Here is a 21,335-nt window from a genome sequence, read left to right as displayed (position 1 = left end):
CCCGTTCTTGTCCCTTGGTGCCCCCGGTGCGACTCGAACGCACACTGCGCGGGTTTTGAATCCGCTCCCTCTGCCGATTGGGGTACGGGGGCCAGCTCAACCGGGTGAGGTGAGCCTATCGGGCCCTCGGCCGCGTCCCCCGGCCGATAGGATCACCTCGTGACCAACGCACCGACCAGGGTCCTCATCGCCGAGGACGAGGCCCTCATCCGTCTCGACCTCAAGGAGATGCTTGAGGAGGAGGGCTACGTCGTCGTCGCCGAGGTCGGTGACGGCCAGGCCGCCGTCGACCAGGCGAAGCAGCTGCGACCCGACCTCGTCGTCCTCGACGTCCAGATGCCCGTGCTGGACGGCATAGCCGCCGCCGAGCAGATCGCCGGCGCGCGCATCGCCCCGGTGATCGTGCTGACCGCCTTCAGCCAGCGTGAGCTGGTCGAGCGTGCCCGCGACGCCGGTGCGATGGCCTACCTGGTGAAGCCGTTCAACAAGAACGACCTGGTGCCGGCGATCGAGGTAGCCGTGGGCCGGTTCCAGGAGATGCACGCCCTCGACGCCGAGGTCGCCGACCTCAAGGAGCGGCTGGAGGCGCGCAAGGTGATCGAGCGGGCCAAGGGCCGGCTGATGGCCGAGCGAGGTATCACCGAGGCCGAGGCCTTCCGCTGGATCCAGCGCACCGCGATGAACGAGCGCACCTCGATGCGGGCCCTGGCCGAGGCCGTCCTCGCCATCGAGACGCCGGCCGACGACGCCGCGTCCCCGGCGGGCCCCGCCGGCTCCTGACCGGGCGCGCCGGGGCCTGTTCCCCGGCGTGTTGCAACGGCGTGTCGCGCTGATCGAGATGTGGCGCTGGCGTGACAGGAAGGTCACGACCTCGTCACGGTGCAGCGGACGGTGGCATCACCGCCTGAGGTGGCAGTTAGGTTTTCCGCACTGATCGGGCCCCGGCAGGTGCACCCAGCCTGCCGCGGGGCGATGGGAACGTACTCAAACCTCTGGGAGCAACTTGATGCGCACAGGCACTATCGCCCGCGCCACCGCCCTGTCCGGCGCAGCCCTCCTGGCGCTGAGCGCCTGTGGCGGCAGCAGCGACGACGCCGCCAGCGGTTCCGCCGGCAGCACCGGCGCGGCCGCCAGCAGCGGCGGCGCCAAGCAGGTCAACATCTACGGCACCGACGGCAACATGGGCAACGCCCTGGGTGAGGACTTCCAGGCCGAGGGCTCCCTGGCCGGCATGAAGGGCACCACGCCCCTCACCAAGCTGGGCCCGGAGTTCACCGACCGCCTCAAGGAGGTCGACCCCGCCCTCAAGGACTTCAACTACGCCGGTGAGTCCTACGACGCCGTGATGCTGGTGGCCATGGCCTCCCAGTCGGCCGGGTCCACCGACGCCCGCACCTTCGGCCCGTACGTCAACGCGCTGACCGTGGGCGGCGACAAGTGCTCCGACTTCGCCGCCTGCCTGGCGATCATCAACGCCGGCAGGGACGTCGACTACGACGGCGTCTCCGGTCCGCTGAGCTTCGCCGAGGCCGGTGAGCCGGCCCAGGCCAGCTTCGGTCTGCTGCAGTTCGGCACCGACAACGCCCTCGACGACTCGAAGACCGAGTTCGTCATCGCCGGTGACGAGGCCAACGCCGTCACCGAGGCCGGCCCCGCGCCGGTCGCCGCAGGCGCCACCAGCGACAAGCCGCTGACCATCGGCACCCTGCTGCCCGAGACCGGCAACCTGGCCTTCCTCGGCCCGCCGGAGGTCGCCGGCGTCCAGCTGGCGATCAACGACATCAACGCCGCCGGCGGTGTGCTGGGCAAGCCCATCACCCTGGTGACCGGTGACTCCGGTGACGCCTCCACCGACACCGCCACCCAGACCGTCGACCGGCTGCTGCAGTCCGGTGTGAACGCGATCGTCGGTGCCGCCTCCTCCGGCGTCAGCCTGACCGTGATCGACACGATCACCCAGGCCGGCGTCATGCAGATCTCCCCGGCGAACACCTCCGACCAGTTCACCGACTACGCCGACCAGGGGCTGTACTTCCGCACCGCGCCCCCGGACACGCTGCAGGCCACCGCGCTGTCGGACCTGATCCTGCAGGACGGCAACAACACCGTCGGCATCCTCGCCACCAACGACCCGTACGGCACGGGCCTGGCGGAGAACACCAAGAACAACCTGGTCGCCGGCGGTCTGTCCGAGGACTCGATCCAGACGGTCGTCTACGACCCGCAGGCGGCGAACTACGACGCCGAGGTCCAGCAGATGACCACCTTCGCCCCCGACGGCATCATCGTCATCGGGTTCGAGGAGTCCTCGCGGATCATCCAGGGTCTCAACACCCAGGGCGTGGGGCCCCAGCGCTGACCCGCTGACCCCTGCACCAGGCTGCGGCCCGGCACCCCTCCCGGGGGTGCCGGGCCGCAGTGCTGTGCGGGGGGCAGACTCTCCGGGGTGGACGACCGCGCGCTCCTGTTGGCCCGCTACCGCGAGCTGGTGCTCGACCGGCTGCCCCGCCGGGCCCGGGCCGAGGGGTGGGTGGTGACCGCCGACCACTGCTTCGGCCGGATCGTGCTCGACCACGCGGTCGGCGGCCGCTGGTACGACGTGCTGGACCGCCGCCGCTCCCCGGCCTTCGCGCAGCTGGACGACGCCCAGCTGCACACCGCGGTGGGGCTGGCCGAGCGCATCGATGCCGAGGGTGACCCGCTGCTGCGCGAGCTCGACGCGCAGAGCCTGCAGTGGCGGGGCAAGCCCGCCAAGTCCCCGGGCCGCCGGTGACCAGCGGCCTGGCCGTCGCGCACGTGCTCCTGGTCGGCGGGTACGCCGGCTTCCAGTGGACCGTGCGGGTGCTGGTGTACCCGCAGTTCACCGCGGTGCCGGCCGCGGCCTCGGCGGCCTACGAGGCGAGCCACTCCCGGCGCATCTCCCGGGTGGTCGGGCCGCTGTTCGCCGGGCAGCTGGTCACCACCGCCTGGCTGCTGCTCGACCGGCCCCACGGCGTCCGCGCGGCCGGGGTGGTGGTCAGCGCCGCGTGCCTGGCCGCCGTCCTGCTGGCCACCGCACTGCTCGCCGTGCCCCGGCACCGGCAGCTGGCCGGTGGCTTCGACCCGGCCGCCTACGCCGGGCTGCTGCGCGCGGACACGCTGCGGGTCGCCGCTGCCACGGTCAACGTGGCCGCCAGCGCCTGGGCCGTGCTGGGCTGACCCGACCCGCAGACGACGAACGGCGCCGCCCCCACAGGGGGCGACGCCGTCCGGCTGGAGCAGGTGCGGGCTACTTGGCCTTGGCCAGGGTGCCCAGGTACAGCTCGATGACCTTGGGGTCGTTCATCAGCGACTGGCCGGTGTCGGTGTAGGCGTTGCGGCCCTGGTCGAGCACGTAGCCGCGGTCGCAGATCTGCAGGCACCGGCGGGCGTTCTGCTCGACCATGATGATCGAGACGCCGGTGGCGTTGATCCGCCGGCAGCGGATGAACACCTCGTCCTGGTAGGCGGGGGAGAGGCCGGCCGAGGGTTCGTCGAGCAGCAGCACCGACGGGTCCATCATCAGCGCGCGGCCCATCGCCACCATCTGGCGCTCACCGCCGGACAGCGACCCGGCCTTGCCCTTGCGCCGTTCGCCGAGCAGCGGGAACAGGTCGATGACGTAGTCGAACCGCTCCTTGAACGACTTCGGGCGCAGGTACACGCCCATCTGCATGTTCTCCTCGATGGTGAGGGAGGGGAACACGTTGTTGTTCTGCGGCACGTAGCCGACGCCCATCGAGACCAGCTTGTGCGCCGGTGCGCCGGTGAGGTCCTCCCCGCGCAGGGTGACCGCGCCCGAGCGCACGGGGATGAGCCCGAACAGCGTCTTCAGCAGCGTCGACTTGCCGGCACCGTTGGGCCCGATGATGCCGACCAGCTCGCCGTCCTGCAGGTAGAAGTCACAACCCCGCAGGATGTTGACCCCGGGCACGTAGCCGGCGACCAGGTCGTCGGCGCGCACCAGGGCACCCTCGGCGAGCTTGAGGTGCTCCTCGCGGGTGGCGGCCTTCTCGGCGGGGGACAGCTCACCGGTCGCCGCGGTCTGGGCGCGGGTGACGTCCTCGCCGGTCTCGTCGACCTCGAACAGGGGCTCGCTCACACCAGACCGTCCTTCTCGTCACTGCGGTTCGCGTGCGGGACCCGCGGCGGGCCCTGCTCCTCGCGGGCGATCTCCGCCTCCACCTCGGCGAGGACCTGGTCCTCCTCCTCGACGGTCAGCGGGGCGTCGTGGTGCGCGCCCAGGTAGGCGTCGACGACGGCCTGGTTCTGCGACACCGACTCCGGCGGGCCCTCGGCGATGACCTTGCCGGCGGCCATGACGACGACCCAGTCGCTGATGTCGCGGACGACGTCCATGTCGTGCTCGACGAAGATGACCGTCATGCCCTCCTCGCGGAGGTCCTTGACGTGCCCGAGCAGGCTCTGGGTAAGCGCGGGGTTCACCCCGGCCATCGGCTCGTCGAGCATGACGACCTTCGGGTCGCTCATCAGCGCGCGGGCCATCTCGAGCAGCTTGCGCTGACCACCGGAGAGGATGCCGGCGAAGTCGTCCTTCTTGGCGTCGAGCTTGAACCGCCGCAGCAGGTCCATCGCCTTCTCGGTGTTCTCCTTCTCCTGGGCGCGCCACCCGCCGGGCACCAGGGCACGCAGGAAGCTCTCGCCACGCTGGCCCTGGGCGCCGAGCAGCATGTTCTGCAGCACGGTGAGCCGGGACAGCGCCTTGGTCAGCTGGAAGGTGCGGACCACACCGAGCCGGGCCACCTGGTGGGGGGCCAGCTTGCCGAGGTCCTTGCCGTCGAAGGACCAGGTGCCGGTGTTGGGCTGGTCGAAGCCGGTCATCAGGTTGAACAGCGTGGTCTTGCCGGCACCGTTGGGCCCGATCAGGCCGGTGATGCCGCCGCGCTGGATCTCCAGGTGGTCGACCGAGACGGCGGTGAGGCCGCCGAAGACGCGGGTCACGCCGTCGACGACGATCGCCGGGTCGGGCTTGGCCACGCCGACCTCCCAGGGGAGGTCCTTGAGGGCGGCCTGCGCCAGCCGCTGGGGAGCCGGCCGGCCGGTCGGGGCGGTGCCCGGGAGGGCGGCCGCGACCTGGGCGGTCGACAGCTCCTCGGGCCTCGCTGCGTGGGCGCCGTGCGCTGACGGGTCAGCGGGCATCGAGCATCACCTCTCGTCGGTCACCGAAGATGCCCTGCGGGCGGAACACCAGCAACAGCATGAGCCCGAGGCCGACCAGGACGAAGCGGATCTGCGCCACGTCGGTGGAGGACAGCAGTGCCTCGGGGATGACGCCGTTGTCGATCAGCGCCCGCAGGCCGGTGTCGGCGAACTGCAGGATGAACAGCAGAAGCATCGACCCGATGACCGGGCCGAGCACCCGGGCCGCACCGCCGAGGATCAGCGCCGCGTAGGCCAGGAACGTGTTGGCGTTCTGGTACTGGTCGGGGATCGCCGACCCGGTGGCGACGGCGTAGACCATGCCGCCGAAGGCGCCGATCACACCGCCCAGCACCAGGGCCTGCATCTTGTAGGCGTAGACGTTCTTGCCCAGTGCGCGGACGGCGTCCTCGTCCTCACGGATGGCCTTGACCACCCGGCCCCAGGGGCTGCGCATGAGCTGCCAGACCAGCAGGCTGAAGACGGTCACCAGCAGCCAGCCGATGAGCGCCACCCACAGCTCGCCGCCGCTCCAGGACGTGCCCAGGATCTGGTGGCGGCCGGCCGGGTCCCAGGGGGCCAGGTTGATGAAGTCGGCGTTGAACGCCGACAGGCCCCGGGTGCCACCGGTCACCGGCGTGGCCGAGACCGAGCGGAAGAGCAGGCGCAGGCCCTCCGCGGCAGCGATGGTGACGATGCTCAGGTAGTCCGCGCGCAGCCGCAGGGTCGGCAGACCCAGCAGCAGCGCCAGGACGACGGCGGCGGCCACACCGACGATGACGCCGACCCAGAAGGGCAGGCCCCACATGCTGACGGAGATGGCGATGCCGAAGCCGCCGAGCATCGCGAAGGCGATCTGCCCGAAGTTCAGCAGCCCGGTGTAGCCGAAGTGCACGTTGATGCCGATGGCGAGCAGGGCGAAGAAGATCGCCTGGAAGCCGAAGAACGCCTTGCCGGCGATCGCGAACGCGTCGAGGAGCTCGGACATGGCGTCAGCCGATCCGGGCCCGGCTGCCCAGGATGCCCTGGGGCCGCAGAACGAGGATGACGATCAACAGAAGGAGCCCTCCGACGTACTTCACGTCACTGGGGATGACGAGGGTGGACATCTGCACGAACACGCCGACGATGAGGCTGCCGACGAGGGCGCCGTAGGCGGTGCCCAGGCCACCCAGGGTGACCCCGGCGAACATGAGCAGCAGCAGGCGGAAGCCCATGTCCCACTGCACCTGGTCGGACAGGCCGAGGAGCACACCACCGAGGGTGGCCAGCGCCCCGCCCATCATCCAGACGACGAGGATCACGCGGTTGACGTCGATCCCGGAGGAGGCGGCCAGGTCGCGGTTGTCGGCGACCGCCCGCATGGCCTTGCCGATCGTGGTGCGCTGCAGCATGAGCGCGACCAGCACCAGCACGACCACCGAGATGACGATCGAGGCCAGCGAGCGGTTGGTCATGGTGAAGACGCCGTAGTCGACCGTGCGCTGGGTCTGGTAGTCCGCATACGGGCTGGAGAACCCGCCGTAGACGATCTGCACCAGGTAGCGCAGCAGCATCGACAGGCCGATGGAGACCACCAGCGCCGCGACCAGGCCGGTGCCCCGGCGGCGCAGCGGCCGCCAGATGGCGAGCTCGTTGAGCGCACCCACGGCCGCGCCCACGATCATCGCGATGATCGTGGCCGGGATGAGCGGGATGCCCCCCTGGACGTTGACGTACCAGGCGACGACGGCGCCGATCGTGACCAGCTCGCCGTGCGCGAAGTTGGTCAGCCCCGTGGTGCCGTAGATCAGCGAGAGGCCGACCGCGCAGACGGCGATGAGCAGGCCGAAGCGGATGCCGTCGACGAGCAGCTGGACGGCCTCGACGGACCCGCCGCCGGCGTTGGACGTGCCGTCGGCCAGCCCGAAGAGCACCGGCTGTGCCCGGTTGGGGCCGACGGTGACGGTGAGCGACTCACCGCGGTCGCCGAGCTCGACGCCGTCGGGCAGCGCCTCGGGGTCGATGGTGACCTCGTACTCGCCGGGACCGGGGACCGGGACGGCGAACCGGCCGTTCTCGTCGGTCTCGGCGGTGTCGACGGGGTCGCCGGCGGCGGTCTCGACGGTCACCGGGACGCCGGCGATCGGGCCACTGCGGCTGGTCTGCAGGGTGCCCGTGACCGCCTCGTTCGCGGCCGAGGCGATGCCCGGCATGAGCATGGCCAGCGCCATGGTGAAGGCCGCGAGGAGCAGGGTCAGGACCAGCGGACGGCGGCTCCGGAGCCACCGGGACCGGCGTCGGGCGGTGGACGTGCCCACCTGTCCTCTGCCTGCCGTGCTGCCCTCACCGTGCCCTCGGGCGCGCTGCGGCGCGTGCGTCACTCGACCTCCCAGCCGTTGGTTGAGCCGGGACAGTAACCCACCCCTGTTACGCGGAACGACCTGCAGGGACCCGTCGTGACCCTTCTGCGACACGCCGACGTGGTAGCCGACCCGTCGTGCACGACCGGTCGTCAGCGCGCCGGGCGGAGCAGGCAGGTGAGCCGGACGCTCGCGGTCGCCCGCCCGGCGTCGTCGGAGACGGCGATCAGGAAGGTGGCCAGGGTGCGGCCGCGGTGCACCGGCGTGCACACCCCGGTGACCGCCCCGGACGACGCCGCCCGCAGGTGGCTGGCCGACAGCTCGATGCCCACGACGCCCCCGCGGGGCCCGGCGTGCAGCAGCCCGGCCACCGACCCGAGGCTCTCGGCCAGCGCACAGGTCGCCCCGCCGTGCAGCAGGCCGAAGGGCTGCTCGTTGCCGGCGACCGGCATCGTGCCGACCAGGCGGTCGGGGTCCCAGTCGACGATCTCGATGCCGAGCTTGGCGTCCAGGGGGCCGGTCAGCGGCGGCAGCCAGTCCGGTCGGGGTGTGGTCACCGGGGCACGGTAGCCAGCGGGGGAGCGCGCGCGGTCCGGACGGTCGTACCCCGCACATAGGATCGGGTCGATGTCCGCTCCGGTCGCCGCCCCCCAGTCCACCGCCGTCACGAGCGCCGACGGCGCTCGCCCGCGGCTGCTGCTGCTCGACGGCCACTCGCTGGCCTACCGGGCCTTCTTCGCCCTGCCGGTGGAGAACTTCTCTACGACCACCGGTCAGCCGACGAACGCCGTCTACGGCTTCACGTCGATGCTGATCAACGTGCTGCGCGACGAGCAGCCCACGCACCTGGCGGTCGCCTTCGACGTCAGCCGCAAGACCTTCCGCAGCGAGATCTTCGCCGACTACAAGGCGAACCGGTCCGAGAGCCCGACGGACTTCCGCGGTCAGGTCAGCCTGGTGCAGGAGGTCCTCGGGGCGCTGCACGTGCCGGTGATCACCGCGGAGAACTACGAGGCCGACGACGTCATCGCCACCCTCACCGTGCAGGCGGTCGAGCTGGGCATGGACGTGGCGATCTGCACCGGTGACCGCGACGCGCTGCAGCTGGTCAACGACCACGTCACGGTGCTCTACCCGCGCAAGGGCGTGTCCGACCTGACCCGGTTCACCCCGGAGGAGGTCGAGACCAAGTACGGCCTGACCCCCACCCAGTACCCCGACTTCGCCGCGCTGCGGGGCGACCCCAGCGACAACCTGCCCTCGATCCCGAGCGTGGGGGAGAAGACCGCCGCCAAGTGGGTGCGCGAGTACGGCTCCCTGGACGCACTGGTCGACCAGGTCGACACGGTCAAGGGCAAGGTGGGGGAGAAGCTGCGCGAGCACCTCTCCCAGGTGATGCAGAACCGCCGGCTCACCGAGCTGGACCGGGCGGTGCCGCTGGAGGTGGGCCCGGCCGACCTCGCCGTCCAGCCCTGGGACCGCAACGAGGTGCACACCCTCTTCGACAACCTGCAGTTCCGGGTACTCCGCGACCGGCTGTTCGCCACCCTGGCCACCCCCGAGCCCGAGGTCGAGGGCGGCTTCGACGTCACCGCCGACGTGGTGGCCCCCGGTGGCCTGGGCGAGTGGCTGGACGCGCACGCCCGCACCGGGCACACCGGCGTGGTGTTCCGCGGCTCGTGGGGCCGTGGGGTGGGGGAGCTGACCGGCCTCGCGCTGGCCGCCGCCGACGACCACGCCACCTTCGTCGACCTCGGTCCGGCCCTGGACCCCGCCGACGAGCAGGCGCTGGCCGCCTGGCTGCGCGACCCGGCGCGCCCGAAGATCGTGCACGACGTCAAGGGCCCGCTGCTGGCGGTCCTGGAGCGCGGCTGGGACCTGCAGGGCATCGCCAGCGACACCGCCCTGGCCGCCTACCTGGCCGCCCCGGGCCAGCGGTCCTTCGACCTCGCCGACCTCGCCGTGCGCTACCTCAAGCGCGAGATCCGGGACGAGGAGGTGCAGCCCGCCCAGCTCACCCTGGACGGTCTCGGCCCCACCGAGGACGACGTCGCCGCGGCGGCCGCGCACGCCGACGTCCTCAAGGCGGTGGCGGTCAACGACCTCTCCGACGCCCTGGAGCAGGTGCTCGGCTCCAAGGGCGGGGACCACCTGCTCACCGACATCGAGCTGCCGCTGACCCGCGTGCTGGCCTCGATGGAGCACCGCGGCATCGCCGTGGACCTGGAGTTCCTGCACGAGCTGCAGCGGGAGTTCGCCACCGCGGTCGCGGACGCCGCGCAGGAGGCCTACGCGGTCATCGGCAAGGAGATCAACCTCGGGTCGCCCAAGCAGCTGCAGGCGGTGCTGTTCGACGAGCTGGGCCTGCCGAAGACGAAGAAGAACAAGACCGGCTACACCACCGACGCCGACGCGCTAACCTCGCTGCTGGCCTCCACCGGGCACCCGTTCCTCGAGCACCTGCTGCGGCACCGCGACGTCACCCGGCTGCGCACCGTCATCGACGGGCTCATCCCGATGGTCGACGACAACAGCCGGATCCACACCACGTTCCAGCAGACGATCGCGGCCACCGGGCGGTTGAGCTCGACCGACCCGAACCTGCAGAACATCCCGATCCGCAGCGCCGAGGGCCGGCGCATCCGGCAGGCGTTCGTCGTCGGTGCCGGCTTCGAGTCGCTGATGACCGCCGACTACAGCCAGATCGAGATGCGGATCATGGCCCACCTGTCCGAGGACGCCGGCCTGATCGAGGCGTTCTCCTCGGGGGAGGACCTGCACTCCTTCGTCGCGTCGCGGGCATTCGGCATCCCGATCGAGCAGGTCGACCCGGAGATGCGCCGGCGGATCAAGGCGATGAGCTACGGGCTGGCCTACGGGCTGAGCGCCTACGGGCTGTCGGGGCAGCTGAACATCTCCGTCGAGGAGGCCCGGGAGCAGATGCACGCCTACTTCGAGCGCTTCGGCGGCATCCGCGACTACCTGGACGGCGTGGTCGACGACGCCCGGCAGACCGGCTACACCGAGACGACGCTGGGGCGGCGGCGCTACCTGCCCGACCTGACCAGCGACAACGGGCAGCGGCGGCAGATGGCCGAGCGGATGGCGCTCAACGCACCGATCCAGGGCTCGGCCGCTGACGTCATCAAGGTCGCCATGCTGAAGGTGGAGAAGGCGATCGAGGCCGAGGGACTGCGGTCGCGGATGCTGCTGCAGGTCCACGACGAACTGGTCCTCGAGGTCGCCGAGGGCGAGCACGAAGCGCTGGAGACCCTGGTCCGCCGCGAGATGGCCGGCGCCGCCCAGCTGTCGGTGGCCATGGAGGTCTCCGTCGGCTTCGGCACGACCTGGGACGACGCCGCCCACTAGGAGGACCACCCTGCTCCCCGCCACTCGCAGGCTCGCGGCGGGACCCTGCAGGGTGGCCGGCGCTGGCAGACGGTGATCAGGTCACCTGATCACCGTCTGGCCCCCTGTAGCAGCGTTGATGGCGGGGGACAGGCGTAGGTGCGGGGGGACGGGTCAGGCGGTGGCGGGGCGGTCGGCGCGGCGGACCTCGGCGTGCGGTCGTGACTGCCACAACGCCCACTCGGCGCTGACGTCGCCGGCGGTGCGCAGCAGCAGTGGCAGGTGCTCGGTGAGCAGCCGGTCGATCGAGGTCTCCGCGGCGTGGACCGTCACGTTCATCGCGGCCCGCACGGCCCCGGTCGCGTCCCGCACCGGGACGGCGACCGAGCGCACCCCGGGGGCCAGCTCCTCGTCGGCCAGCGCCCAGCCGCGGGCCCGCACCTCGGTCAGCTCGGTCTCCAGGGCCTCGCGCGAGCGGCCGATGTAGGGCGGCAGCCCCGACCGGCTGGGCTCGGCTAGGGCGGCGGCGAGCTCCTCGGCCGGCAGCGCGGCCAGCAGCACCTTGCCCTGGGAGGTCTGCGCCGCGGGGAACCGGGTGCCGATCTCCACCCGCAGCGCGATCAGCTTGGGCACCGCGACCCGGGCGACGTAGACGATGTCCGAGCCGTCCAGCTGGGCCATCGAGGAGGACTCGCCGCTGCGGGCGACCAGCGCCTCCAGGTGCGGCCGGGCGATGTCCCACAGCCCGAGCGCGCCGACGTAGGCCATGCCGAGGGTGAGCACCTTGGGGGTCAGCTGGAACGCCCCGGCGGAGGTGCGCACGAAGCCCAGCTCCTCCAGCGTCAGCAGCAGCCGGCGCGCGGTCGGCCGGGCCAGCCCCGCGGCGGCGGCCACGTCGGACAGCGACATGACCGGCCGGTCGGCGTCGAAGCAGGCCAGCACGTCCAGCCCGCGGGCCAGCGCCTCGACGAAGTCCGGTCCGGTTCCTCGACCCGCCATGTCCGTCCCCTCCCAGCCGTCCGTCGTCGTCCCGCAGGGCTCGTGGCGGCGCCGTCCCGGCCGGGTGGGCGGGACGGCGCCAGAGGTCAGCCGGCGCCGACCTCGTCGCCCAGCTCGTCGCTGTGCCGGGCGCCGTGGGTGCTGGCCGACTTGTAGTCGGTGTAGGAGTAGGGGTTGTCCAGCAGCTCCTCGCTGGGCAGCGTCGGGTTCATCCCCGCCGTCCACGCCTCCTCGCCCATGCTCGAGCGCAGGTGCTCGACGGTGGCGTCGACGCTGTGGCGGACCGCGGCGAGGTCGACGCCGACCAGCTGGTGCTCGCTCTTCACGACCCGGCCGTCGACCAGGACGGTGTGCACGTCGCCGCGCTGGGCCTGGAAGGCCACGTGGCCGTAGGGGTTGAGCAGCGGGAAGGACACCGGCGAGCGGTCGTTCTTGATCAGCACCACGTCGGCCTTCTTGCCGACCTCGAGACTGCCGAGGTCGTCCCGGCCCAGGGCCTGGGCGCCACCGCGGGTCGCCCAGTCCACGACCTGCTCGGCGCGCAGGTGCACCGAGGTGATGGTCTCGCCCTTGGCGTGGGCCTCCAGGTGCTCCCGGGACCGGTCAGCGCCGAGCGTCGTCCGCATCGCCGAGAACAGGTCGCTGCTCCACCACACGCTGGTGTCCATCGACAGCGACACCGGGATGCCGTGCTGACGCACCTGCCAGGTGGGCGGGTAGCCCTGCCCGGCGCTCTGCTCGGACTCCGTCGACACCGAGATCGAGCCGCCGGTGGCCGCGATGCGGTGGTAGGAGTCGGCGGTCAGCGTGGCCGCGTGCACGTAGACCGTCTCGGGGGTCATGAAGCCGTGCTCGTGCATCAGCCGGATGCCGTCGTCGTTGGTCGCGCCCCACACGCCGGCGTGGGTGGTGACGGGCAGGTCGAGCTCGCGGGCGGCCTCGAAGGCGGCCTTCTCCGGGAACGCCGGGTCGCCGGTGACGTCGAAGGCCAGCTGCAGCCCGAGCCGGCCCTCGTCGCGCCGGCGGCGCAGGAAGGCCTGGACGGCCGGGTCGGTGGCCCACTCCCAGGGCCCGGCCTGGATGTTGCCGTAGGCCAGGACGAACCGGCCGGGGACGGCGAGCAGGGCGTCGGCGGCGGCCTCGGCGTGGTCGACGGTCTGCAGCCCGTGCGACCAGTCGACGGTGGTGGTGACGCCGGCCTCCAGGGCGTCCCAGGCCGAGAGCAGGTTGCCCGCGTGCACGTCCTCGGGGCGGAAGGCCTTCCCGTGCTCGAGGTAGTACCAGACGAAGTACTGGGTGAGGGTCCAGTCGGCGCCGTAGCCGCGCATGGCCGTCTGCCACATGTGCCGGTGCGTGTCGATCATCCCGGGCATCACGATGCCGCCGGTGGCGTCGACCTCGATGGTGCCCTCGGGGACGTCGAGCTGCCGGCCCACGGCGGCGATCCGGTCGCCGACGACCAGCACGTCGGCGTCGGTGAGGACGGTGTGTGCCGCGTCCATGGTCAGCACGGTGCCGCCGCGCAGCACGACCGGGCGTCCGGTCGCGGGCTGCTCGACGCCGTTGTCGGGATGGACCATCGGTGGATCTCCTCGGGACAGTGACGGACAGCCGTCCGTCTGGCGGCCGCGTCGCCGTCCCGGCCACTGTGGAGTGACCTGGCACACGGTGTCAAGACCGCGTGCACCGGTGACCCAGTTCACTCGATGGCCTTGACAGTGCGGCCGACAGCGGCTGAGACTGCCGGGCAGCTGACGGCGGACGCGTGTCCGTTGTGCGGCACCAGCAGAGGGGAATCCATGAGCGCGCCACCACCTGCGCCGGGCGTCGAGCCCGGGCGCGGACCCCTGGCCGGACTGCTGGTGGCCGACTTCTCCCGGATCCTGGCGGGTCCGTACGCCACCATGCTCCTCGCCGACATGGGCGCCGAGGTGGTCAAGGTCGAGGGCCCGGCGGGCGACGACACCCGCAGCTGGCAGCCGCCGGTCCGCGAGGGGGTGTCCACCTACTACCTGGGCGTCAACCGCAACAAGCGCTCGGTCGCCCTGGACCTCAAGGACCCCGGCGACCTGGCGGTGGCCCGCGAGCTGGCCCGCCGGGCCGACGTCGTCATCGAGAACTTCAAGAGCGGCGGCCTGGCCCGCTTCGGGCTGGACTTCGACACCGTCGCGGCCACCAACCCGCGGGTCGTCTACGCCTCGATCACCGGCTTCGGCAGTCAGCCCGGTGGCGCCGAGCTGCCCGGCTACGACCTCATCGTCCAGGCGATCTCCGGGCTGATGAGCCTCACCGGGGACCCGGAGGGCGAGCCGTTCCGGGCGGGCATCTCCGTCTTCGACGTGATGGCCGGCCTGCACGCGACCATCGGCGTCCTGGCCGCGCTGAACTCCCGGCACGAGACCGGCCGCGGCCAGCACGTCGAGGTCAACCTGCTGTCCTCGTCGCTGTCCGGGCTGGTCAACCACGCCAGCGCGGTCGTCGCCGGCGGCGTCGTCCCGTTCCGGATGGGCAACAGCCACCCCAGTCTGTTCCCCTACGAGCCGCTGCCCTGCGCCGACGGCGACCTGATCATCACGGCCGGCAACAACGGCCAGTTCCGCAAGCTGGCCGAGGTGCTCGGCGTCCCCGAGCTGGCCGAGGACCCGCGCTTCGCCCGCAACGAGGACCGCACGGCCAACCGCGACCAGTTGCGCCCGCTGCTGGTCGAGCGGCTGCAGACCCGCTCGAAGCTCGACTGGTTCACCGACATCATCGCCGCCGGTGTGCCCTGCGGGCCGATCAACACCGTCGACCAGGGCGTCGCCTTCGCCGAGGGCATCGGCCTGGACCCGGTGGTCGAGGTGGGGGAGGGAGCCGACGCCGTCCCGATGGTGCGCAACCCGATCACCTTCTCCAGGACGCCGGTCGGCTACCGGCTGCCCCCGCCCGGGCTCGACGAGCACGGCGCCGAGGTCCGCCGCTGGCTGGCCGCCCCCGAGGGAGGGACCGCGTGAGCACCCCCGAGTACCCCACCGCACTCGGCGCCTCGAGCCGGGAGTCGATCACCCTGCTCGGCTCCGACCTGGCCCGCGACGTGATGGGCAGCGTCGGCTTCGGCGAGCTCGCCTTCTGGCTGGCCACCCAGCGCCGTCCCACGCCGGGGGAGACCCGGGTGTTCGAGGCGGTCCTGGCCGCGCTCGCCGACCACGGGTTCACGCCCACCGCGATCGTCACCCGGCTGACCTACCTGTCGGCGCCGGACTCGGTGCAGGGCGCACTCGCCGCCGGCCTGCTCGGCGGGGGCAGCCGGTTCCTCGGCGTCACCGAGGACTGCGGCCGGTTCCTGCACGACGTGCTCACCGGCGTCGACGGCGACCTGCCCACCGACGACGCCGGCTGGGACGCCCTGGCCCTGGAGACGGTCACCGCCCAGTGCGCGGCCCGCCGGTTCGTGCCGGGACTGGGCCACCACGTGCACAAGGACGGCGACCCGCGCACCCCGCGGCTGTTCCAGATCGCCGGCGAGGAGGGGCTGGTCGGCCCGCACCTGTCGCTGTTCGCCGCGATCGGCCGCGTGCACCCCGAGGTGCTGGGCCGCGCGCTGCCGCTCAACGGCGCCGGGGTCTGCGGCGCCGCGCTGGCCGACCTCGGGCTGCCGCTGGAGCTGCTGCGCGGCTTCGCGCTGCTGGCCCGCACGGCCGGGCTGATCGGTCAGCTGGCCGAGGAGATCCGGCACCCGGTGGCCAACGACGTCTTCCTCTCCGTCGACCTCAACAACCGGTCGGTCGACCCGGACCCCTTCGTCCCCGACCCGCTCCCGCGCCCCGAGACCAACGGAGGTCCTCATGGCTGAACTCGTCGCAGTGGTCGCGTCCACCCACCACCCCTTCTACCACCGCGCCAGCACCGCGACCGGCGCCGACCGCCCCCCGTTCGCCGACGAGTGGGTGGCCAAGATCGAGCGGTTCCGGGAGACGCTGACCGCCGCCCGGCCCGACGTCCTGGTGATGGTGGGCAGCGACCACTTCCACCAGCTGTGGCTGGACAACATGCCGCAGTTCCTGGTGGGCAAGGCGCCGTTCTTCGACGCCAACTGGCACAACGAGGAACGTGAGTTCGGCCTGCCGAAGATGACGCTGCGGGGGGAGGAGGAGCTGGCCGCGCACATCCTGCGCGACGGGCTGGACCGGGACTTCGACCTGGCGTTCAGCAACGAGCTGCGGATCGACCACAGCATCACCTGCCCGATCATCACGCTGCGGCCCGAGGCCGACCTGCCGATCGTGCCGGTCTACACCAACATCTTCGCCCCGCCGATGCCCCGCCCCCAGCGCTTCGTGCAGCTGGGGCAGGCGCTGCGGGAGATGGTCGAGTCCTGGGAGAGCGACAAGCGGGTGGCGGTCATCGGCACCGGGCACCTGAGCCTGGAGCTGGGCGGGCCCCGCCAGTTCGGCGAGCACGGGCCCGACCCGGACTTCGACCGCAAGGCCGTGGAGTGGATCGCCAAGGGCGACATCGAGGGCTGCCTGGCCGAGGTGACCCTCGACAGCCTCCACCACCCGGGCAACGCCACCCACGGGTTCATGGACTTCATGCTCATGATGGGCGTGGCCGGGGCCGGCCAGGAGGCCGACCACGTCGACACCTTGGACCTCTTCCACACGATGGAGGCCTACTTCACCTGGTACCCGCAGGGGGACCCCCGGTGAGCCGATCAGTGGTCATGGGCACGCGCACCGGTGAGGAGAGGTCATGAGCAAGTACCTGCTGGACAAGTTCCTGTTCACGGTCGACCGGGACCCCGAGCTCACCGAGCGCTACCGCGAGGACCCGGTCGGCACGGTGCGGTGGTGGGAGGCCGAGATGGCCAACACCCTGCTCAACTCCACCGCTGCCGAGAAGACGACGTGGCTGGCGTTCAGCGACGAGGAACGGCGCGCGCTGACCGAGCAGGACCACGTCACGCTGTTCGCGATGGGCGCCCACCCGTTCCTCACCCTCACCCTGTTCATCGCGATGTTCGAGCGCGACCACGGGCCGATGGAGTACCAGCTGGCCTACGCCAGGGCCATGGACCACGTGACCATGCCCTACCCCGACATCTCCACCTGAGGACCGACCCCGCTGCCTGCAGCCCCGCGCCGGCCCGCCGCGGACCCGGCTCGTCCAGAGCGGGTCGTGGGCCGCGGTCTAGCCCGGGAGGTCGCAGACCAGGACCAGCGTGCCGGGCATCAGGGCGCCGCGCTCCGGTGACCACTGGCCCCAGGTCTCGGTACGGCCAGGGGTCCACTCGGGCTCGACGAGGTCGGTGAGCACGAATCCGGCGCCCACCACCGCCCGCACCCAGTCGCCGATCGTCCGGTGGTGCTCCACGTAGACGGTGCGGCCGCGGTCGTCGGTCTCGACGTAGGGCGCGCGGTCGAAGTAGGAGGACACGACGCGCAGGTCCTCGGGGTCCGGGGAGTCCGGCATCGGCCAGCGCATCGGGTGGTTGACCGAGGCGACGAGCCGGCCGCCGGGGACCAGCACCCGGGCCACCTCGGTCAGCACCGCGCGGGCGTCACTGACGAAGGGCAGCCCACCGAAGGCCGAGCAGGCCAGGTCGACGCTGGCGTCGGCCAGCGGCAGGACCCCGGCGTCGGCCTGCAGCAGCGGGACGTCGACGCCGGTGCTGCGGTTGAGCTCCGCGGCGCGGGCGAGCATGCCGCCGGAGACGTCGAGCGCCACGGGGGAGGCGCCGGCCAGCCGCAGCCACCGCGAGCACGGCGCCGACCCGCAGCCGATCTCCAGCACCCGCCGGCCGGCGACGTCCCCGAGCAGGTGTGCGTCGGCCTCGCGCAGGCCCTCCGGGCACCACAGGAAGTCGCTGTCCCCGAGGTCCGAGCCGTGTTCGGCCAGGTAGGCCGGCGCGGCGGCGTCCCACCAGCCGCGGTTGGCCCGGGCCGACTCGGCCGGGCCGGTAGGGCGCCGGGTGACCCCGCCGGCGGCGGGGTAGCCGTCCTCGGCGAGGGGCAGGGAGGTCGCGGGCAGGCCGCCGGGGGAGGGGTCCATGGCCGGGCGATCGTGACACGCCGGGGGCGTCCGATCCGGCGCCGGACCCGGATGGACCCGTCTCCCGCAGGTACGTACCATGGAGGACCACGCCTGAGGTCTGTGGCGACGACCCCCTGTCCGGGGTGCTCGGCACCGCGCCTCTCCCGTGAACTTCCCCTGCAGCCCACCTGGGCCGCAGGTGTCCTGTCCCTTCGCATCCCCCGTCCGGAGCACTCGACTTCATGACCTCCACCCAGGTCCGTCCCGACAGCACCCCCCAGGTCGCGGTGAACGACATCGGCACCGCCGAGGACTTCCTCGCCGCCATCGACCAGACCATCAAGTACTTCAACGACGGCGACATCGTCGAAGGCGTGATCGTCAAGGTCGACCGGGACGAGGTGCTGCTGGACATCGGCTACAAGACCGAGGGCGTCATCCCCTCGCGTGAGCTCTCCATCAAGCACGACGTCGACCCCACCGAGGTCGTCAAGGTCGGCGACGAGGTGGAAGCCCTCGTCCTCCAGAAGGAGGACAAGGAGGGCCGGCTGATCCTGTCCAAGAAGCGCGCACAGTACGAGCGCGCCTGGGGCACGATCGAGGCCAAGAAGGAGGCCGACGAGGTCGTCACCGGCATCGTCATCGAGGTCGTCAAGGGCGGCCTGATCCTCGACATCGGCCTGCGTGGCTTCCTCCCCGCCTCGCTGGTCGAGATGCGCCGCGTCCGCGACCTGCAGCCCTACGTGGGCCGCGAGCTCGAGGCGAAGATCATCGAGCTCGACAAGAACCGCAACAACGTGGTCCTGTCCCGCCGCCAGTGGCTGGAGCAGACCCAGTCCGAGGTGCGCAGCGAGTTCCTCAACAAGCTCGCCAAGGGCCAGGTCCGCACGGGCGTCGTCTCCTCGATCGTCAACTTCGGTGCCTTCGTGGACCTGGGTGGCGTCGACGGCCTGGTGCACGTCTCCGAGCTGTCCTGGAAGCACATCGACCACCCGTCCGAGGTCGTCGAGGTGGGCCAGGAGGTCACCGTCGAGGTCCTCGACGTCGACCTGGACCGTGAGCGGGTCTCCCTGTCGCTGAAGGCGACGCAGGAGGACCCGTGGCGTCAGTTCGCCCGCACGCACCAGATCGGGCAGGTCGTCCCCGGCAAGGTCACCAAGCTGGTCCCCTTCGGTGCGTTCGTGCGCGTCGACGAGGGCATCGAGGGCCTGGTGCACATCTCCGAGCTGGCCGAGCGCCACGTGGAGATCCCGGAGCAGGTCGTGCAGGTCGGCGACGAGATCCTGGTCAAGGTCATCGACATCGACCTGGACCGCCGCCGCATCTCGCTGTCGCTCAAGCAGGCCAACGAGGGCGTCATCGGCGACGAGGAGCAGTTCGACCCCGCCGCCTACGGCATGTCCGCGTCCTACGACGAGCAGGGCAACTACATCTACCCGGAGGGCTTCGACCCGGAGACCGGCGAGTGGCTCGAGGGCTACGACGAGGCCCGCGAGCGCTGGGAGAAGCAGTACGCCGACGCCCAGGCCCGCTTCGAGGCGCACCGCAAGCAGATCGCCGAGGCCAAGGCGGCCGACGCCGAGGCAGCTGCCGGTGGCAGCTACTCCAGCGCCGCCGAGGTCGACGACGACGAGAGCGGCGCCTCGACCGGCGGCACCCTGGCCTCCGACGAGGCCCTGGCCGCGCTGCGGGCCAAGCTCGCCGGCGGCGAGTGACCTCGCGGCTGACCTGAGCAGCACATGACCGTGCGCCGTCCACCCATCCGGGTGGGCGGCGCACGGTCGTTCCTGGGGCTGGTGGGGTTGGTGGTGCTCACGGGGTGCAGCAGCACCCCGGACGCCGCACCCGTGGTCGCAGCCACCAGCAGTGCACCGCCGTCAACGTCGGCCCCCGCCACGACCGCGGCGCCGGTCTACGAGCTGCCCGAGGGGTGCTCGGGGCTGCTGTCGCTGCGGCAGATCGACAACGCCCTCGGCACACCGCTGCCCGGGGAGACCACCTTCACCGTCGGCACCCCCCAACCGGAGATCGGCCGCACCGGCCGGGTCACCTGCGGGTTCGGGGTGCTCGCGGCCACCGAGGACTCCGCCGCGGCCGACCCGCTGATGCAGCTGTCGGTCTTCACCTACACCGACGCGCAGGCCGCCGCGGACCGGGTCGACGCGACGGTCGACGCGCAGCAGGCCCAGGGGGTGCGCTCGGATCAGGCCGCGGTGCCCGGCGCCTCGGCCGTCCTGCTCAGCGGACCCGACGAGACGACGCTCATCGCCACCGTCGACACCCGCACCTACTCGCTGTCGCTCGTGCCGGGCGTCCTGGACCCGGCCGGCACGCAGACGGCGCTGCAGTCGCTCATGGGCGCTGTGCTCGCCGCCGACAGCCCGGCCCCGGAGGCCACAGGAACAGGTCCGGCCTCCGCCTCACCGACCGGCTGACGCGCCCGCCGAGCGGGCTCGTGCGGGGCAGGGACGCCCCGCGGTGGGTTCAGAGGCTGAGGATGATCGCGAACGCGGTGCGCGGGCGGCCACCGGCGCTGGCGAGGGAGGCCCAGGTGTGCCGGCCGGCGGAGAAGCTGGGCACGAGTGCCCGGAAGAAGGCCGTCCCGCGCCGGGTCTGCGGCAGCGTGGCGCGCCCGCCGATGAGGTCGGCGACCCGCAGCCCCGCGGGGTTCTCGATGCGGTGCCGGCCACGGGGGAGGGTGCCGACAGCCGACGGTGTGCCAGTGCTCGTGGAACGGGACATGATCGTCGCTGCCTCTCTGCTGTGGCGGGGGAGGTCCACCGGGACGAAAGATAAGTCCTGTGACTGGTGTGACTGGACCACGACGCGCCGGGCACGACGCGCCGTGACCAACCCGATATCAAAGGCTGTTCGCGGCCCCGTCCAGGGCCCCGCCCCGAGCGTGCGAGGGGTGGGTGGGACGGGGTCCTTATAGGGTCGCCGGGTGCTGAGGATCGGGTTGACCGGTGGCATCGGGTCGGGCAAGAGCACGGTGGCGGCGCTGCTCGCCGAGCGCGGGGCGCAGGTGGTGGACGCCGACCGGATCGCCCGGGAGGTGGTCGAGCCCGGCACCCCGGGGCTGGCCGCCGTGGCCGCGGAGTTCGGCGAGGGCGTGCTGGCCGCCGACGGTGCGCTCGACCGGGGCGCGCTGGCGTCGATCGTGTTCGGCGACACCGCGGCCCGCGCCCGGCTCGACGGGATCGTCCACCCGCTGGTGCGCGCCCGGGCCGCCGAGCTGGTCGCTGCGGCCCCCGCGGACGCCGTCGTGGTCCAGGACGTCCCCCTGCTCGTGGAGACCGGGCAGGCGGGCAGCTACGACCTCGTGCTGGTCGTCGAGGCCGACCCGGACACCCGGGTGCAGCGGCTGGTCGGCCGCGGACTGTCCGCCGAGGACGCCCGGGCCAGGATGGCCAGCCAGGCGAGCGACGAGGAGCGCCGGGCCGTGGCCGACGTGGT

The 21,335-nt window shown here is 72.1% G+C and carries 21 protein-coding genes and 1 tRNA gene; 12 read left to right on the top strand and 10 right to left on the bottom strand.

Annotation, left to right across the window (positions count from 1 at the left end; all coding sequences use genetic code 11):
• Positions 1–15: 15 nt before the first annotated feature.
• Positions 16–92 (bottom strand) — tRNA-Leu (locus tag GCU67_RS19090).
• Positions 93–159: 67 nt separating this feature from the next.
• Between GCU67_RS19090 and GCU67_RS22905 the strand changes: the two genes are divergently transcribed.
• The 4 genes from GCU67_RS22905 (at position 160) to GCU67_RS19070 (ending at position 3,198) form a co-directional block, all read left to right on the top strand.
• Positions 160–780 (top strand): response regulator, encoded by a 621-nt coding sequence (locus GCU67_RS22905; RefSeq protein WP_163612944.1) that lies wholly within the window; start codon positions 160–162, stop codon positions 778–780.
• Positions 781–1,006: 226 nt separating this feature from the next.
• Positions 1,007–2,359 (top strand): ABC transporter substrate-binding protein, encoded by a 1,353-nt coding sequence (locus tag GCU67_RS19080; protein ID WP_163612943.1) that lies wholly within the window; start codon positions 1,007–1,009, stop codon positions 2,357–2,359.
• An 87-nt stretch (positions 2,360–2,446) separates the two neighbouring features.
• Positions 2,447–2,773 carry a hypothetical protein gene (locus GCU67_RS19075; protein WP_163612942.1) on the top strand — a complete coding sequence of 109 codons (327 nt, stop codon included), beginning with the start codon at positions 2,447–2,449 and terminating at the stop codon, positions 2,771–2,773.
• Positions 2,770–3,198, top strand: a complete 429-nt coding sequence (locus GCU67_RS19070) for a DUF1772 domain-containing protein (protein ID WP_163612941.1) — start codon at positions 2,770–2,772, stop codon at positions 3,196–3,198. The genes GCU67_RS19075 and GCU67_RS19070 overlap by 4 nt, the downstream gene beginning before the upstream one ends.
• 70 nt (positions 3,199–3,268) lie before the next feature.
• On the opposite strand, the gene GCU67_RS19065 is transcribed toward GCU67_RS19070, so the two are convergent.
• The 5 genes from GCU67_RS19065 to GCU67_RS19045 all read right to left on the bottom strand — a co-directional run bounded on the left by GCU67_RS19065 (position 3,269) and on the right by GCU67_RS19045 (position 8,077).
• Positions 3,269–4,120 carry an ABC transporter ATP-binding protein gene (locus GCU67_RS19065; RefSeq protein ID WP_338105158.1) on the bottom strand — a complete coding sequence of 284 codons (852 nt, stop codon included), beginning with the start codon at positions 4,118–4,120 and terminating at the stop codon, positions 3,269–3,271.
• Positions 4,117–5,178 (bottom strand): ABC transporter ATP-binding protein, encoded by a 1,062-nt coding sequence (locus GCU67_RS19060; RefSeq protein WP_163612940.1) that lies wholly within the window; start codon positions 5,176–5,178, stop codon positions 4,117–4,119. Before GCU67_RS19060 ends, GCU67_RS19065 begins: the two co-directional genes overlap by 4 nt.
• Entirely contained in the window at positions 5,168–6,166 is a 999-nt protein-coding gene (locus GCU67_RS19055; RefSeq protein WP_163612939.1) for a branched-chain amino acid ABC transporter permease, read from the bottom strand. Before GCU67_RS19055 ends, GCU67_RS19060 begins: the two co-directional genes overlap by 11 nt.
• Positions 6,167–6,170: 4 nt before the next feature.
• Entirely contained in the window at positions 6,171–7,478 is a 1,308-nt protein-coding gene (locus GCU67_RS19050; RefSeq protein ID WP_338105157.1) for a branched-chain amino acid ABC transporter permease, read from the bottom strand.
• Positions 7,479–7,672: 194 nt separating this feature from the next.
• Entirely contained in the window at positions 7,673–8,077 is a 405-nt protein-coding gene (locus tag GCU67_RS19045) for a hotdog fold thioesterase (protein ID WP_163612938.1), read from the bottom strand.
• A gap of 70 nt (positions 8,078–8,147) precedes the next feature.
• Here GCU67_RS19045 and polA point away from each other — a divergent pair, with 70 nt between their 5' ends.
• Entirely contained in the window at positions 8,148–10,889 is a 2,742-nt protein-coding gene (polA, locus tag GCU67_RS19040) for a DNA polymerase I (protein WP_163612937.1), read from the top strand.
• Positions 10,890–11,042: 153 nt separating this feature from the next.
• Here polA and GCU67_RS19035 read toward each other — a convergent pair whose 3' ends face one another.
• Both GCU67_RS19035 and GCU67_RS19030 read right to left on the bottom strand, forming a co-directional pair.
• The gene (locus tag GCU67_RS19035) at positions 11,043–11,867 is read right to left on the bottom strand and encodes an IclR family transcriptional regulator domain-containing protein (protein WP_163612936.1); all 825 of its coding nucleotides are present in this window, start codon (positions 11,865–11,867) and stop codon (positions 11,043–11,045) included.
• 86 nt (positions 11,868–11,953) lie between these two features.
• A complete protein-coding gene (locus GCU67_RS19030) occupies positions 11,954–13,447 on the bottom strand; it encodes an amidohydrolase family protein (RefSeq protein ID WP_163612935.1) in 1,494 nt (497 codons plus the stop codon).
• Between the two features lie 219 nt (positions 13,448–13,666).
• On the opposite strand from GCU67_RS19030, the gene GCU67_RS19025 reads away from it, so the two are divergent.
• The 4 genes from GCU67_RS19025 to GCU67_RS19010 are packed head-to-tail and all read left to right on the top strand — an operon-like array spanning position 13,667 to position 16,958.
• Positions 13,667–14,860 (top strand): CaiB/BaiF CoA transferase family protein, encoded by a 1,194-nt coding sequence (locus GCU67_RS19025; RefSeq protein WP_163612934.1) that lies wholly within the window; start codon positions 13,667–13,669, stop codon positions 14,858–14,860.
• On the top strand, positions 14,857–15,699 hold the full coding sequence (locus GCU67_RS19020) for a citryl-CoA lyase (protein ID WP_163612933.1): 843 nt from the start codon (positions 14,857–14,859) through the stop codon (positions 15,697–15,699). Before GCU67_RS19025 ends, GCU67_RS19020 begins: the two co-directional genes overlap by 4 nt.
• Entirely contained in the window at positions 15,692–16,555 is an 864-nt protein-coding gene (locus tag GCU67_RS19015; RefSeq protein WP_163612932.1) for a DODA-type extradiol aromatic ring-opening family dioxygenase, read from the top strand. Before GCU67_RS19020 ends, GCU67_RS19015 begins: the two co-directional genes overlap by 8 nt.
• Before the next feature lie 43 nt (positions 16,556–16,598).
• Positions 16,599–16,958, top strand: coding sequence for a hypothetical protein (locus GCU67_RS19010; protein ID WP_163612931.1), 360 nt, complete (start codon positions 16,599–16,601; stop codon positions 16,956–16,958).
• Positions 16,959–17,036: 78 nt separating this feature from the next.
• Here the strand turns inward: GCU67_RS19010 and GCU67_RS19005 are convergent, their stop codons facing one another.
• Positions 17,037–17,897, bottom strand: coding sequence for a class I SAM-dependent methyltransferase (locus tag GCU67_RS19005; RefSeq protein WP_163612930.1), 861 nt, complete (start codon positions 17,895–17,897; stop codon positions 17,037–17,039).
• Positions 17,898–18,121: 224 nt separating this feature from the next.
• Between GCU67_RS19005 and rpsA the strand changes: the two genes are divergently transcribed.
• Together rpsA and GCU67_RS18995 are read left to right on the top strand one after the other, a co-directional pair.
• The gene (gene rpsA, locus GCU67_RS19000; RefSeq protein ID WP_163612929.1) at positions 18,122–19,594 is read left to right on the top strand and encodes a 30S ribosomal protein S1; all 1,473 of its coding nucleotides are present in this window, start codon (positions 18,122–18,124) and stop codon (positions 19,592–19,594) included.
• A gap of 30 nt (positions 19,595–19,624) precedes the next feature.
• A complete protein-coding gene (locus GCU67_RS18995) occupies positions 19,625–20,314 on the top strand; it encodes a hypothetical protein (protein WP_163612928.1) in 690 nt (229 codons plus the stop codon).
• Positions 20,315–20,363: 49 nt separating this feature from the next.
• Here the strand turns inward: GCU67_RS18995 and GCU67_RS18990 are convergent, their stop codons facing one another.
• Positions 20,364–20,621 carry a hypothetical protein gene (locus GCU67_RS18990; RefSeq protein WP_163612927.1) on the bottom strand — a complete coding sequence of 86 codons (258 nt, stop codon included), beginning with the start codon at positions 20,619–20,621 and terminating at the stop codon, positions 20,364–20,366.
• Positions 20,622–20,823: 202 nt separating this feature from the next.
• Here GCU67_RS18990 and coaE point away from each other — a divergent pair.
• On the top strand, positions 20,824–21,335 hold a 512-nt coding region (gene coaE, locus GCU67_RS18985), incomplete at its 3' end, for a dephospho-CoA kinase (RefSeq protein WP_163612926.1).

It is taken from the genome of Modestobacter muralis (genome assembly GCF_010682105.1).
GTDB lineage: Bacteria > Actinomycetota > Actinomycetes > Mycobacteriales > Geodermatophilaceae > Modestobacter > Modestobacter muralis.
This window is presented reverse-complemented; position numbering and strand designations above follow the sequence as displayed.